10 protein-coding genes are annotated in these 15120 nt (G+C 71.1%); 1 reads left to right on the forward strand and 9 read right to left on the reverse strand.

Going from position 1 to position 15120, the window contains the following annotated elements; translation table 11 throughout:
- Positions 1-86 precede the first annotated feature (86 nt).
- Positions 87-3401 carry a right-handed parallel beta-helix repeat-containing protein gene (locus AB0E83_RS20565; protein ID WP_362113512.1) on the reverse strand — a complete coding sequence of 1105 codons (3315 nt, stop codon included), beginning with the start codon at positions 3399-3401 and terminating at the stop codon, positions 87-89.
- Positions 3402-4115: 714 nt separating this feature from the next.
- On the opposite strand from AB0E83_RS20565, the gene AB0E83_RS20570 reads away from it, so the two are divergent.
- Complete coding sequence (locus AB0E83_RS20570; protein WP_362113515.1) at positions 4116-4709, forward strand: LuxR C-terminal-related transcriptional regulator; 594 nt, start codon at positions 4116-4118, stop codon at positions 4707-4709.
- A gap of 23 nt (positions 4710-4732) precedes the next feature.
- On the opposite strand, the gene AB0E83_RS20575 is transcribed toward AB0E83_RS20570, so the two are convergent.
- From AB0E83_RS20575 to AB0E83_RS20610, 8 genes are all read right to left on the reverse strand, one after another.
- Positions 4733-5710 carry a Gfo/Idh/MocA family oxidoreductase gene (locus AB0E83_RS20575; protein ID WP_362113518.1) on the reverse strand — a complete coding sequence of 326 codons (978 nt, stop codon included), beginning with the start codon at positions 5708-5710 and terminating at the stop codon, positions 4733-4735.
- Entirely contained in the window at positions 5707-6861 is a 1155-nt protein-coding gene (locus AB0E83_RS20580; protein WP_362113521.1) for an alcohol dehydrogenase catalytic domain-containing protein, read from the reverse strand. Before AB0E83_RS20580 ends, AB0E83_RS20575 begins: the two co-directional genes overlap by 4 nt.
- Before the next feature lie 86 nt (positions 6862-6947).
- Entirely contained in the window at positions 6948-8234 is a 1287-nt protein-coding gene (locus AB0E83_RS20585) for an MFS transporter (protein ID WP_362113524.1), read from the reverse strand.
- A 158-nt stretch (positions 8235-8392) separates the two neighbouring features.
- Positions 8393-9232: a carbohydrate ABC transporter permease gene (locus tag AB0E83_RS20590; RefSeq protein WP_362113527.1), complete on the reverse strand. Its 840-nt coding sequence runs from the start codon at positions 9230-9232 to the stop codon at positions 8393-8395.
- Positions 9229-10515, reverse strand: a complete 1287-nt coding sequence (locus AB0E83_RS20595; protein WP_362113573.1) for an ABC transporter permease subunit — start codon at positions 10513-10515, stop codon at positions 9229-9231. The genes AB0E83_RS20590 and AB0E83_RS20595 overlap by 4 nt, the downstream gene beginning before the upstream one ends.
- 81 nt (positions 10516-10596) lie before the next feature.
- On the reverse strand, positions 10597-11916 hold the full coding sequence (locus AB0E83_RS20600) for an ABC transporter substrate-binding protein (RefSeq protein ID WP_362113530.1): 1320 nt from the start codon (positions 11914-11916) through the stop codon (positions 10597-10599).
- 23 nt (positions 11917-11939) lie between these two features.
- Positions 11940-13574, reverse strand: a complete 1635-nt coding sequence (locus tag AB0E83_RS20605; RefSeq protein ID WP_362113533.1) for a glycoside hydrolase family 13 protein — start codon at positions 13572-13574, stop codon at positions 11940-11942.
- Between the two features lie 166 nt (positions 13575-13740).
- Positions 13741-15015 carry an ABC transporter substrate-binding protein gene (locus AB0E83_RS20610; protein WP_362113535.1) on the reverse strand — a complete coding sequence of 425 codons (1275 nt, stop codon included), beginning with the start codon at positions 15013-15015 and terminating at the stop codon, positions 13741-13743.
- Positions 15016-15120: the final 105 nt, after the last annotated feature.

Genomic DNA, 15120 nt, shown 5'->3' on the forward strand with positions numbered 1-15120 from the left:
CGACTCCGGACCCCCCTCGCGCCGGAGAGCGCCTCCCCGCCCCTCCCGGCCCGGCAGAAAGAACCGAACGGGCAGGCGGGGCGGGGTCACCGCAGGACGTCGGCCATCGGCACGTCCACGGACAGCAGCTCGGTCAGGTCCTCCAGTCCCGGCGAGGCGAGCGAGCTGATGCGGCGCGCGTGCAGCGTGATCATCGCCTCCACCAGCTGGCGTGCGGTACGGGCGTTGCCGAAGGTCCGGCCACGCGGCAGGGCTTCCAGGTGGGCGCGCACGCCGTCCCGGGCCGACGGATGCAGCCGGTAGCCGGATGCCTGGGCGTGCCGGTCGACGATGGTGACCAGTTCGTCCGTCGTGTAGTCCTCGAACGGGATGTGGCGGTTGAAGCGCGAAGCCAGACCGGGGTTGGACTCCAGGAAACGGCGCATCTCGTCGGTGTAACCGGCGACGATCACGACCACTTCGTCGCGGTGGTCCTCCATCAGCTTCAGCAAGGTGTCCACCGCTTCCTGCCCGAAGTCGTTCTGGGCGCCGGCGGGCGTGAGGGTGTAGGCCTCGTCGATGAACAGCACGCCGCCCAGGGCCTTGATGAAGTGCTCCTTGGTGAGCTGGGCGGTGTGGCCGACGTAGCGCCCCACCAGGTCGGCACGGCCCACTTCGACGAGCTGGCCGCGGGACAGGACGCCGAACGACCGGAGCAGGTCCGCGTACAGCCGCGCCACCGTGGTCTTGCCGGTGCCGGGAGGGCCGGCGAACACGAGGTGGTGGCTGAGCCTGGGTGTGGGCAGGCCGGCTTCCTCGCGGACCCGTGTGGCGGCCAGCAGATCCACCAGACCGCGCACCTCGGCCTTGACGGCGCCCAGGCCGATCATCGCGTTGAGCCGCGCCAGCACGTCGGAGTCGGCGGGGGTGCTCTCCCTGCCTTCCCTCACCCGGGTGGCCGCCTCCTCTCCGACGTCCTCGGCGACCAGCAGCATGAGGTCCTCCTCGGACACCTGGTCCTGGGTGGCCAGGCGGAATGCCTGCCGGTCCACCATCTCCTCGAAGACCTTCCGTGCCGTTCGCCCGTTGCCGAAGCCGGCGTCCCGCGGCATGGCGGTGAACAGGAGCGCGAGGGCCTCCCTGGCGAGGGGGTCGAGCGCGTAGCGGTGGGTGGCGCACATGTTCTCGACGATGGTGACGAGCTCTTCGACCGTGTAGTTGACGAACTCGATGGTGCGGGTGAAGCGGGACGCCAGGCCGGGGTTGGCGGCCAGGAAGGACTGCATCTCCTTGGAGTAGCCGGCGACGATCACGACGACCTCGTCGCGGTGGTCCTCCATGAGCTTGACCAAGGTGTCGATGGCCTCCTGTCCGAAATCCGCACCGGCTCCCTTGTCGCCGAGCAGGGTGTACGCCTCGTCGATGAAGAGCACGCCGCCCAGGGCCCGGTTGAAGACCTCCGTGGTCTTGATGGCGGTGCCACCGATCACCTGGGCCACCAGGTCGGCCCGTGACACCTCCACGATGTGGCCCGAGCGCAGCGACCCGAGCCCGGCGAGGATGCTGCCGTACAGCCGGGCGACGGTCGTCTTGCCGGTGCCGGGAGGGCCGGCGAAGACCAGGTGGCGGCTCATCGGCGGGCTCGGCATGCCGAGCTGAGCTCGTTGCTGGGCCAGCCTGTTGAGATTGATCAATGTGGTGACCTGGTGTTTCACCCCGTCGAGGCCGACGAGGGCGTGGAGCTCCCCGAGCGGTGTGTCGGGTGCCGGCTCGGCCTCTCCGGCCGGCCGGTTCGTGGCGGTGGCGGGGTCTTGGGGAGGCGCCCCCTCCCAGATGTCGTGTGCCCCGTTGCCGCTGCTGATCAGGCCCTGGACCGAGAGCCGCGAGCCGGCCCGGGTGTGCCGGAGCCCCGCGCCGCGGTTGTCCCGAACGGTGCAGTCGGCCACCGTGACCTGTTCCGTGCTGTCGATCCGGATGCCGTCCCCGGCGCCTTCGGCGAAGGAGCAGGCGTTGAGGGACGCCCGGGCGCCGGCGGCGACGAGGATGCCGTGCGCGCCCGCCTTGCGGACCTCCGTGCGGGTCAGCGCGAGCTCTCCGCCGTCCTCCACGGAGACGCCTTCCGTACCGGAACCGGTGATGGAGCAGTCGCGCAGGGAGCCGCGCCCCCGGGCGCCGACCGAGATCCCGGCCTGGGCGCAGCCGCGGACGACGGTGTTGCTGATGAAGGGGTTGCCGTGGCCTTCCACGCGTACGGCCGCGACGGCGGCTTCGTCGATCTCGCAGTGTTCGAGCCGGCCGCGCCCGTCTTCGGCCACGTGCACCGCGAAGCCCCGGGGGCGGGTGATCCTCGCCCGTCGCATGAGGGGGTTGGCGCCGCTCCGGATCGAGACGGCGACGCCTCCGGCGTCCACCACGTCGAGGCGGTCGAACTCCGCGACCGATTCGTCGGCGAGCTGGACGGCGGTCCCCTCCGCGCCGCGCACGAGGGTTCCGGTCAGCACGGGGGCACTGGACTCGCCGACCCGGATGCCCGCCTGGACCGCGTCGGTGAACGAGCAGTCCTCGAAGGTGCCGCGGGAGCGGGCGGTGACGAAGAGGCCGCTGCCGCGGGTGGCCGTGGTGGTGCAGCGACGCAGGACGGGATCGGCACCGCCGGCGACCACGATGCCGTGTCCGCTGGTGTCCTCCACGGTGACGTCCTCGACGACGGGCCGGGACGTGCTGGTGACGTACACGCCGACGGTGACGCCGGTGACGGTGGTGCGCAGCACGCTCAGGGCGGTGCCGCCCTCCAGTGCGAGGGCGGGCTTGTCCGAGGAGGAGATCTCGCAGTCCTCCACGGATCCGCGGGAGTCGCCGTTGGCCAGGACGCCATTGCCTCGGGCGTCACGCAGACGGCAGCCGCGCACGGCGACCCGGCCGCCGTCCAGGACGGCGAGGGCGGTGGTCCCGAGGTGCTCGACCGTGCAGTTGTCCACCACGCTGGCGGCGGGGGACGTCACGACGATTCCCGCGCCGGAGGGGTTCGTGATGCGGCAGTCGCGTGCCGCCAGGGAGCCGTTGTCGCTGCTGAGGACGGCGGTCCAGCCGTTGCCGACGACTTCGCAGCCTTCCATGGCCAGCTCTCCGCCGATGGCGTGGACCACGGGCAGGTCGCTCTCGCCGCCGCGCAGCAGAAGGTCCGTCAGCATCACCGCGTCCGCGACGAGGGTGAGCGCTCGGTCCCGGCGGGGCGCGATCTCCACGCTGCCGCGTGGTCCCTCCGCGACGATGCTCACCCGTGCGGAGACGACGAGGTTCTCCACGTACCGTCCGGGCCGAACGCTCACCACCGCTCCGGCACGAGCGTGAGCCAGTGCCTCGGTGATGGTGGCGAAGTCACCGGAACCGTTCTGGTCGACGGTGAGTACCTGGCGTACCACGACCGGGCCTCCGAGGTGTTCCGTGCGCGGGTCCGCTGCCCGCTGTCCCGCTCAGCTTGCAAGGGGTCGCGCGCCCGGTACCAGCGCCTGTTGACTGAGATCGATCGGTACGGGCGCGAGCCGGTCGTACGCAGGGGGCGACGTAGACGTAACCGAGAGCGCGGCCCGCCGGGGCGCGTGACGCATCCGGTGGCCCTACGTCGTGACCGCGTCCGCCGCCGGCGCCTCGCGTGGCACCGGACGGCCGGGGTGGACCGCCGCCCGCGTCGCCGGCCGGACGGGCCGGGCCCGCACGGGCCGCGGCACCCGGCGTCACAGGACCGCGGCGAGGACCGGCGTCGTCCCCGTCATGGCCGGGTCGTCTCCGGCGCGCACGCGGGTGCCTGCCGCGAAGGGGATCAAGGCTCCGCGTTCCTCCTGCGGCCGGGCCGCCGTTCGGGACGGAAAGCGAGCGGGCCGGGCGGTGATGCGGGCACCGCGCTTCCTCCCCGGAACCCGCGCCGTCTGCACGCTCGGGCAAGCGCGGTGGCAAGCCGGGGCCGAACGGGGCGGTGGCCGTCGTGCGGCCAGGTCCGCCCGCCGTGGTCTACGCATACGTGTGCACGCTCACGAAGACGTATTGCACGTTCGGTCAACCATGCGCCGGGCGCCCCCGCAAAAATTCGGGTATCGAAACGCATCCCCCGTTCCTGCGTGCCCTGTCCGGGAGACATCATGGAGAGCGTTCTCACCACTCTTGTCACCGACGACCCTGTCACCGAGCACGGCATTGTCGCCGCGTTGCGTTCGGCTCGGGGCGTGAAACTCGTTCCGCTGGAAAGCGCCCATCGCGCCGAAATCATTCTCGTGGCTGCTTTCACGGTGACCGACGCCCTGCTGGCGCGCTTGCAGCCGATCGCCACCGCTGCCCTCAATCCCGGTCAGCGTGTGGTGCTCCTGGCCGATCACGTCACCGAGGTCCAGCTGAAGGGGCTGGAGGCCATGGGTCCGGTCACCCTTCTCGCCCGTACTCCCACGACGCCGGCCCGGCTCCTTCACGCCCTCGCCGAGCGCTCCTGGTCCCCACCGGAGAGACAGCCGGTGCGGGCCGCCGCGGCGGACGAACACCTCCCGGGGGGCGGGCTGCAGCCCCGCGAACTGGATGTCGTCCGGCTGCTCTCCCAGGGACTGAGCACGGAGGAAGTGGCACGGCGGCTGAACTTCTCGGAGCGGACGATCAAGGCGATCATCCACAACATGCTCCTACGGCTGGGGCTGCGCAACCGGCCGCACGCCGTCGCCTACGCGGTGCGCGCCCGCCTGCTGTAGCGCGCCGCCGGACCCACGACGCGTCAGGCCGGGCGGTGACCGGCCCGGCTCGCGACGGAGTCCATCGTCTCCGCGACGGCCAGGGACTGTTCCAGCGGTACGAGAAAGGCCGATGACGCGCCACGGGCGACGGCACGTGTCATCTCGGCCGCCATGATTCCGTACGGATCGACCGGCGGAAAGCGCACGGACTCGGTTCCCCCGGCCGTCCGTATCACCAACGCGCAGGATTCGCGGCCCGCTGTGAAGGGGCTGTCCAGTCGTATGGTTCCGTCACTTCCCGCGATTTCCAGAGTCTCGTTCCCCTCCCCGGTCAGGGAGGAGGATATGGCGGCCGTGCCGTTTCCGATCTCGAGAAACGCCTCGGTGACGCGATCCGCCGTGCCGCCGGGCCAGGTTTCGCGGCGCACGGCGGTCACCGTGGCCTTCGCCCACTCGTGTGCCGCCAAGGACGCGGCGATCGCGTAGCACCCCACGTCGAGCAGGGCGCCGCCGCCGAGGGTGGCGTCGCGGCGGTAGTCGTGCGGGGCCGGGTCCGCTCCGTCGAAGACCGCCTCGACGTGCCGGACGTCGCCGATCACCCGGCTCTCCAGCAGCCGGGCGAGTTCCCTCGTCCGTGGGTGCCAGCGGTTCCACGAGGCTTCGACGAGGAGCCGGTTCGAGGCCGCGGCGGCGTCCGCCATGGACCGCACCTCCGCCGCCGACAGACCGAGCGGCTTCTCGCACAGCACGTGCTTGCCCGCCCGGAGCGCCTCCGTCGCCCAGAAGGCGTGCGCGCTGTTGTGCAATGCGATGTAGACGACGTCGACCTGCTCGTCGGCGACGAGGGCCGCGTAGTCCGTGTGGCGGACCGACGCTCCCAGCGCTTCGGTACGCTCCGGGTCCCGCCCCGCCGCGGCACGCAGCTCGGCGCCGGGCACCCGGTGAACTGCCGGTCCTACGTTGGTCGCGGCGATGTGGCCGGCGCCCAGGAAACCCCACCGGACGCGGTCCGCCGTCACCGCTTCCGTCCGCTCGCGCGCCGTGCCCGGCCGTTCTCACGCCCGGCCTCCTTCTCTCCGGCTCGGCCCCTGGGCGGCCGCCCCACGGTGAGGGAGGGCTTCATGCCGCCTTCGGCCCCGTAGTTCTCGAAGGCCTTGCGCACGGCCGGCTCGTCGTCGAAGGCGAGCCGTGAGGTGACGACCGAGCCGGCGTCCACGGTGCCGTGGGTGATGAGGTGCAGTGCGAGGCGTGCGATGTGGGCGGAGCGCGCCATGGGGAAGGCCCGTACATCGAACGGAGCGGCTCGCAGGTGCAGTCCCTTGGCGAGGATCAGCCATGAGCTGATCGTCTGGGGAAGGCCGGTGGCGCCGTAGATGACGTAGTCGCCGCCCGGGCGCAGCAGCCCCATGGCGAGGTCGCGGGCATCCGACCCTTCCCCGCCCCGCACGTGCGGCAAGGCATCGAAGACGAAGTCCGCGTAGTGGTCCTGGTGTTCGAGGATCAGGTTCTTGACCTCGTCCGTCTGCCGGGAGAGGTCGAACGCGGCGGCGGCTCCCGCCGCGGTGGCCCGGGCCAGCCGGGCGTCGTCCAGGTCGAAGACCGTCACCGAGCGGACGCTGAAGTACCGCAGCATCACTTGGAGGGCGAGCAGCCCGCTCGGTCCGCACCCCAGGAGGACGCAGTCGTCCCCGGGCTTGGGCGGGTTGGCCAGCAGGGACCGCAGTACGGAGGTGAGCGGTTCGACGATCGTGGCGAGATGCGCGGGGACGTCCGGCGGCACGATGACGGCCGCTGCCTGGTGGGAGTCGTGGAAGTTCCGGTGGGTGTGCCAGGTGGTCTCCCGCAGGGCGTGCGGGCCCGCGATCAGGGGGCGGATGGTCCGGTAGTCGGCCATCCCGCCGAAATCGGTCTGGCCCCAGTAGCACAGGCGGTCGCCCTCGCCGACGATCCCCCGCAGGTTCGCCCCGACCTGGACCGCCCGTCCCACGTACTCGTGTCCCGGGACGATCGGCCAGACGTCGGGATGGAGGTGACCCCGGAAGTAGGAGACGTCGGTCGAACAGATCGACACGGCTTCTGTCCGCAGAGTGACCTCGTCCGGGCCGCACTGCGGATCGGGCACGGTCTCCAGGCCGATCTGGCCCGGACCTGACAGCACATAGGCATGCACGGAGCAGTTCCTTCGTTCGTTTCTTGGGGTCGGGTCCCCCGTGGCCGGCCGGGTGGGGCCTCGCCGCGGCAGGGGGCGGAACGGCCTCAGGCCGGCTTCTTCACGAGCGCGGTCCGCCGGGCCGCCCAGACGGCGAGGCCGGCCGCGCCGACGGCGGAGACGACAAAGGGCAGGCGGGCGTCGAGATCCATGGTGATTCCCGTCAGCCACACCATCACGGTGGTGAGCAGGGCCGCGCCGACGCCGAGGGAGGCGCTCAGCTGCCCGTGCCGTTCGGCCGGGGACCGGGTGAGCGCCCAGCCCTGGAACACGGGAACCAGGGGCGCCGTGCCGAAGGCGAAGACGACCGTACCCGCGTAGACCGGGAGGCCCGGACCGGCGCAGATCAGCGCGTTGCCGAGGAGGATGAGCAGGACACCGAGGAGCATGACGACCGGTTCCCTCAGGTGCGCCGCCAGGACGTCGCCGATCGCCCGGCTCGGGGTGTGGACCATCCAGAGCAGCGCCAGCAGGAAGGACGCGTCGGCGAGTGTGAAGCCGTACCGGTACTGGGCCAGTGACGTGATCCAGGAGACGACGACGGTCTCCACCGCCATCAGAGTCGCGTACACCACGATGTCCGGCAGCCAGCCCCGCAGTACCGCTCCGTTCAGCCGCGGTCGTGCGGCTTCCCGAACGTCCCGTTCCCGTGCGGCCGTCTTCCGGTCGAGCAGCACTCCCCCGGCGAGCGGCGCCACGAGTGCGCAGGCGTAGATCACGTACACGGCCTCATACCCGCCGTCGCCCGCCACCAGGGCGCCGACCATGGAGGGAGCGACGAAGCTCGCCACTCCGAACGTCGCGCTGAGCCCTGCTATCCGGTGATACCGCTGGGGGAGCCGGAAGAGATGCGTCACCGCGGCGAGCGATCCGAGCGAGAATGCCGCGCCGTGCAGAAATGCTCCGGCCAGGACTCCGAGATAATTCTTCGAGAGGATCAGAACCGCGCATCCCAGAATTCCCGCGAGGAGGGAAAGCATCATGGTCCGCACGCCACCGAGGCGGCGCAGAGAAACCGGACCGGAAAACATCGCCGCAACGAGCCCGATGTCCTTGAGGTTCTGGACGTTGGCCAGCTGGGAACCGTCCAGGCCGTAGGTCGTGCCGAAGGTGGTGATCAGGGCGGGAACGAGCCCCATGCCGAGGGACAGGGACCCGAAAACCAGGAAGATGAAGAGGACGGTCAGTCGATGCGGCGCATCGGCCCGGCCCTTCCCGGGCGAGCCGGAACGACTCGGGGGAGACACCGGGTCGCGTCGCTCCGCGCCGTCGAGGGTCCCGGCCCCTTCTGTCCGCTCCAACGGGAAATTCCTCCTTTCTCTCGCCGCGGGCATGGTGCCGCGTTCACGCTAAAGGGTGGGCGAGGAATTCTCTCCGCCCTCCCGGATCTACTGCCCTCTTTTTTATCCCCACAGGTCTTTCGGGCAGGTGAAAAAGGAAAGGAGCAGGGGGCGCCGCGGGCTCCCGGGAACCCGCGACGCCCCGCCCCGCGCTACTTCACGGACCCGGCCATCACGCCCTGTACAAAGTGCTTCTGGAAGGCGAAGAACACCACGACCGGTACCACCAGGGACAGGAACGCCCCCGGCGCGAGCACATCGATGTTGCTGCCGAACTGCCGTATCTGCGACTGCAGCGAGACGGTCAGCGGCTGGGACGAGCCGTCCGCGAACAGCAGGGCCACCAGCATGTCGTTCCACACCCACAGGAACTGGAAGATGGCGAGACTGGCGATGGCCGGCCGGCCCAGGGGCAGCACGAGCGCGCTGAAGACGCGCCATTCGCCCCCGCCGTCCATGCGGGCGGCCTCCAGCATCTCCTTCGGCATCTCGGCGAAGTAGTTGCGCAGGAGGAAGACGGCGAAGGGCAGGCCGTAGGCCACGTGGAAGAGCACCACGCCGGGGATCGTTCCGAACAGCCCCAGCCGGCCGAAGAGCTTGGCCACCGGCAGCAGTCCGATCTGCACCGGCACCACGAGGAGCGCCACCACGCCCAGGAAGGCGGCGTCCCGGCCGGGGAAGTCCAGCCAGGCGAAGGCGTATCCGGCCAGTGCCGCGATGACGACCACGAGGACGGTGGTCGGCACCGAGATGAGGACGGTGTTCCAGAAGGCCTGGGTGATCCCGGCGTTCTCCAGAAGGGCCGTGTAGTTGTCGAAGGACAGTTGGCCGGGGCTGGTGAACACCGTCCACCAGCCGCCGCGCGCGGTGTCCTCGGCGGACCTGAGGGACGACAGGAAGAGTCCGGCCAGCGGTGTCATCCACACCAGTGCGACCAGCACGAGGAAGCCCTGCACCAGGCCGTTGCCCAGAGCGCGGCGGATCGCGTTCATCGCTGGCTCCTACGGAAGCGGCGGACGTTGAAAACCATGGCCGGGACCACCAGGAGCAGGAGCAGCACCCCGAGCGCGCTGCCCAGTCCCTGGTCGTTTCCGCCGCCGAACGACACGAGCCACATCTGGGTCGCCAGCACCGTCGCGTCCTCCTGCACGGGTCCCGGAGCGATGACGTAGACGAGGTCGAAGACCTTCATCACGTTGATGACGAGGGTGACGAAGACGACGGTGAGGACGGGCGCGAGCAGCGGCACGGTGATCCGCCGGAAGATCTGCCATTCGTTCGCGCCGTCGATGCGGGCCGCCTCCAGGGCGTCCCGCGGCAGCGCCGAGAGCCCCGCGCCGATGAGGACCATCGCGAAGCCGGTCCAGATCCACAGGTACGCCCCGATGATGGCGGGCGTGACGAGCGCGGGACCGAGCCATGAGACGCCGTCGTACGGCGGGGCGAAATTGGATCCGGGCAGGCGCACCGCGTACGGGCCGTCGTCCAGTCCGGTGAAGCGGAAGGAGCCGTCGGTCCCGGTGGTCGTCGAGGCGACGGTCCGGCCGTCCCGGACCGCTTCCACCGTCATCTCCGGCAGGCCGCTCTCGTTCCTGTCCACCTTCCCCCGCTCGCCGGTGCCACCGGGGGTGAAGTCGAGGTAGACGACTCCGCGCAGCTCATCGGGGGCGGCCTCGCGCGAGGCGGCCCCGTGCGCGGGGGCGGCGCCGGCGGGCAGGTCCTCGGGGAGGACGCCGACCAGGCCGAGGGTCACGGTGTCGCCGGGCGACACGTTCTCGCTCGTGCGGTACGCGCCGTCCTCCGCGCGGGTCAGGCCCTGGCCGTCGCGCGCCCGGGCCGTCGGATAGGACGGGGCGTCCCGGAAGAGGCCGTGGACGGAGACCGCCGCGGCGTTGAGCACGCCCTTGTCGGGGTCCTCGTCGTAGGCGAGCCGGAAGGTGATGCCGGCCGCGAGGAAGGACACGGCCATCGGCATGAACAGCAGCAGCTTGAACGCGGTGGCCCAGCGGACCTTCTCCACCAGGACGGCGAGGATCAGACCGAGCCCGGTGAGGAGTGTCGGGGCGACGACCACCCAGACGGCCGTGTTGCGGACGGCCTTGAGGGTGGCCGGGTCGCGGAACACCTCGGCGTAGTTGCCGCCGCCGACGAACCGGGTGCCGGAGGCGTCGAAGAGGCTGCGCCCGACGGAGAACACCACGGGGTACACCACGAGCGCGCCCAGGAGGAGCAGCGCGGGGAGGACGAACAGGAGCGCGATGGTCCGGGCCCTCAGCCGTGACCGCCGCCGGGTGGGGCCGACGGCGGATCCGCCGTCCCGCCGGCCCGTCTCTTGTACCGAAGTCGACGTCACGGATCAGTCCTGGTAGGCCTTGGACGCGGCGGCTTCGAGCTCGGCCGCGGTGCCCTTGGGGTCGGAGGGGTCGCGCAGGAAGTCCTGGAGGATCTTCCACTCGCCCGAGCCCTTCGTTCCGCCGAAGGCGGCCGGTGCCTGGTCGGACATGTCGAAGCGGACCGAGTCTCCGGCGGCCACGAGGGACTCGGCGGTGGCGCGGGTGACGTCGTCGCCGTAGGAGGCGAGGTCGAGCTTGGTGTTCGGGGACAGGAAGCCGCCCGCCTCGGCCCACACGGCCGCCGCCTCGGGCGTGGCGAGGAACTCCAGGAGCGCCTGGGCGGCCTTCTTGTTCTTGCCGTCCTTCAGGACGACGGCCGCGTCGCCGCCGCTGACGACGGGGGCCTTGCCGTCGCCGACCGCGGGGAAGGGGAAGAAGTTCGCGTCCTTGCCGATGGCCTTTCCGAACTGGTCCTTCGCGACGCCGGCCACGAAGTCGCCCTCGTAGACCATGCCGGCTTCCGGCTGGGGGCCGAACACCTTCTCCACCGATCCCGGGAAGTCGGTGCTCAGGGCGCCCTTCCGGCCGCCCGCGACGAGCTGCTCGTCCTTGAAGAGGGTGCCGAGCGTGGTGAGGGCCCGGACGACCGAGGCGTCGGTCCACTTCAGCTCGTGGGCGGCGAGGGCGTCGTACTTCTCGGGGCCCGCCTGGGAGAGGTAGACGTTCTCGAACCAGTCGGTGAGGGTCCAGCCGTCCTGTCCGGCGATCGAGAAGGCGGCGAGGCCGGAGTCGGACACGGCCCGGCCCGCCTTCAGCATCGCGTCGTACGTCCGGGGCGCTTCGACCCCGGCCCGGGCGAGGGCCTCCGGGCTGTACCACACGGTGGACTTGTGGGCGGCCTTGAAGTACAGGCCGTAGAGCGTGCCGTCGACGCTGCCGTACTCCTTCCAGACCGGCGCGTAGTCGGCCGAGACGGCCGCGCGCGTCTTCTCGGACAGCGGTTCGAGCCAGCCCTCGGCGGCGAACTGCTGCAACACGCCGACCTGCGGAACCATCACGACGTCGGGAGCGTTGCCGCCCTCGATCTTGCTGCCGACGACGGTCGAGACGTTGTCGCCGGTGGAGAGGAACCGGGTGGCGGCACCGGTCTTCTCGGTGAAGGCGTCGAGCACCTTCTGGAAGTTCTTCTGTTCGGTGCCGGACCAGACACCGGCCACGGTGACGGTCTGGCCGCCGAACTCCTTGCCGCCGCCGCCCGCTTCGACGGGGCCGCCGCCGCAGGCGGTGGCCGCGAGGGCCAGTGCGGCACAACTCATCGGCAGGGTGACGCGTCGTCGCATCATCGTTGATCCCTTCACGAGATGACTCAGGAGGCGGGTGAGAAGTCGTCGATCCACCAGGCCGCCGTCGAGCCGGGCAGCACGCCGGCCGGACAGGGGCCGCTGGACAGCAGCGGGACGCCGGAGACCGGCGCGGGCACGGGTGCCGTGCCGAAGTTGACGGCGCAGGTCAGGCCGTCGCCGCGGACGAAGGCGAGCAGGCCCGGCGGGGTCTCCAGCCAGCGCAAGGTCCCTTCGCCCAACTGGTCCAGGGTGGCGCGCAGGTGGAGGCCCTCGCGGTACAGGTGCCAGAAGGAGCGGGTGTCGGCCAGGGCCCGTTCGGTGACGTACTCGGCGAAGTAGTCCGGCTGCGGCAGCCACGGCTTGACGCCCGCGGCACCGGAGCTGAAGCCGAACGGCGACACCTGCCCGGACCAGGGCAGCGGCACCCGGCAGCCGTCACGGATGCCGGTGCGGCTCCCGGTGCGGTGGAAGATCGGGTCGGTGAGCACGTCGTCGGGCAGGTCGACGACCTCGGGCAGGCCCAGTTCCTCGCCCTGGTAGATGTACGCCGCCCCGGGCAGCGCCAGCATCAGGAGGGCGGCGGCCCGTGCCCGGGCGGCACCCTGACCGCTGCCGCCGGTGGCGGGTTCGCCGTAGCGGGTGACCGTGCGCACCTGGTCGTGGTTGTTGAGCACCCACGTGACGGTCGAGCCGGTGCCGGCGATGTCCTCCATGGCCTCGGAGATGACCTTGCGGAAGGCGTCGTCGTCCCAGGGGGCGCTGAGCAGGTCGAAGAAGAACGCCTGGTGGAGCTCGTCGGGCCGGACGTACCGGGCGTGTTCGCGCGCCGTGGGCACCGACACCTCGCCGACCAGGAGGCGGTCGCGGCCGTCGCGGGCGGTGTACTCCTCGCAGACCGCCCGCCAGTGGCGCCACACGTCGTGGACCTCGGGCTGGTTCCAGGCGAGGGGGTTGACCGAGTCGCGGGTGCGGGCATCGGCCCCGGGGTCGTCCGAGTCCGGCAGTTCCGGGTGCTTGAAGAGGCCGGCGGCGACGTCGATGCGGAAGCCGTCCACCCCTCGGTCCAGCCAGAAGCGGAGGATCCGGTCGAACTCGGCGGCGACCCGGGGGTCACGCCAGTTCCAGTCGGGCTGTTCGGGGGTGAACATGTGCAGGTACCACTGTCCGGGCCGCCCGTCCGCGTCGGTGACGCGCGACCAGGCGGGGCCGCCGAACATGGCGTGCCAGTTGTTGGGCGGCTCGTTCCCTTCGGGGCCCCGGCCGTCGGCGAAGTGGAAGAGCGAACGGTCGCCGCTGCCGGGCGGCGAGGCCAGCGCCCGCCGGAACCAGGGGTGCTCGCTGGAGCAGTGGTTGGGGACGATGTCCAGCAGGACCTTGATGCCGAGGCGACGGGCGTCCGCGACCAGCAGGTCGAACTCGGCGAGGTCGCCGAAGAGCGGATCGACGTCGCAGTAGTCGGCCACGTCGTAACCGTGGTCGTGCTGCGGCGAGGGATAGAAGGGGCTCAGCCAGATTCCGTCGACGCCGAGCTTCTTCAGGTAGGGCAGTCCCGTCCGGACGCCGGCGAGGTCGCCGACCCCGTCGCCGGTGCTGTCCAGGAAGCTGCGTATGTAGACCTGGTAGATCACGGCGTCGCGCCACCAGTGGTGCGTTTTCACCCCATTGACCCGTCTCTCAGAGAACCGAAGTTATACATGCATGTTAGGTATCGGTATCGAGAACGTGTCAACGAGAAGTCGTGAACCACCGGCCAGTCGGCACAAAAGTGCAGAGTCACGGGGGCGGAACGGCAGAGAGGGGCCGGAGGCCCTACCTAACGCGGATTCACCTGTGCGCGAGGGCGGTCAGCTCGCGCGCCATCCTGCGCACCGCGGATCCGGGAGTCTCCCGCCCGGTCATCGCGTCGCGCACGACCGCCTGCACGACCAGGCTGACCTGGTCGTAGTGCGCGCTCCTGGGCCGGGGGACCGCGCTGAGCACGCTCGCGCGCAAGGTGGGCAGGTGCGGGAAGGCCCGCACCAGTTCCGGGTCGTCGTACAGATCGGCCCGGACCGGCGGGAGCGCGCCGCGGGTGAGGACCTGGCGCTGCGCCCGCTCGCCCGTGAGGAACGCGATCAGGCTCGCGGCCGTGTCGGGGTGCCGGGCGTGCGTGCTGACGGCCAGGTTGGAGCCGCCGAGGACACTGGTCCCCGGCCCCTCCGGACCGGGCAGCGGCACGACGCCGACGCGCCCGGCCACCTTCGACCCCTCGGCGGACGCCGCCGTGTAGGCGTACGGCCAGTTGCGCAGGAAGAGCAGGCGCCCCTCCTGGAAGGCCCGCCTGGACTCCTCCTCCTTGTACGACAGGGCCTCGTGCGGTATCCAGCCCTCGCGCACCCCGCGCGCGAGGAAGGCGACGCCCTCGCGGGCGGCCTCGGAGTCCACCGTGACCCGCCGGCCGTCGGCGTCGAGGACCGAGCCCCCGGCCGAGGAGATCGCCTCGACCGCGTTCACCGTCAGGCCCTCGTACGGCAGGAACTGGCCGGCGTACCCCCCGACTCCGTGCCGCGGTGCGATGGTCCGCGCGTACCGCTCCAGCTCGTCCCAGGTCCGCGGGGGCCGGACGCCCTCTGCGGCGAGGATGTCCTCGCGGTAGAGGAGGAGGCCGGCGTTGGTGACGTACGGAACGGCGTAGAGGCGCCCGTCGTAGGTCGCGGTCGCGACGACCGGCGGCAGGAACTCCTCCAGGGCGAACCGGTCCCGGGGCAGGGGCCGTATCCAGCCCGATGCCGCGAACTCCGGGGTCCGGTCGACGTCGATGTTCAGCACGTCGAACCGGCCGCGGTCGCCCTCGCGCAGGTCCGTGGCCATCTGCGCGTGCGCCTCGTCGGCCGCGTCGGGCAACTCGACGAGGGTGACGCGTTCTCCGGGCCGGGCCCGGTTCCATTCCTCCAGGAGGGGGCCCAGGTAACCCGTGAGGTCCCCCGCTGTCGCCAGGGTGAGGGGACCGCGGCCGTCACCGGAGGGGACCGGACGCGACGGCCCCCCGGACGTGAGGCAGCCGGCCGACAGGACGACGAGGACGAGAAGAGCCCTGCCGGCGGTCCGCATCCACCGCATGGGCCCTCCCCCCACACCTGGCCGCGGCACATCCGACCGGCCAGTGGCTATGTATACCCGTTAGACATAAGTGATACTAGGCCCCAGAGCACACGACGTTCGGGT

The sequence above is a fragment of the Streptomyces sp. NPDC035033 genome, assembly GCF_040636735.1.
Lineage (GTDB): Bacteria > Actinomycetota > Actinomycetes > Streptomycetales > Streptomycetaceae > Streptomyces.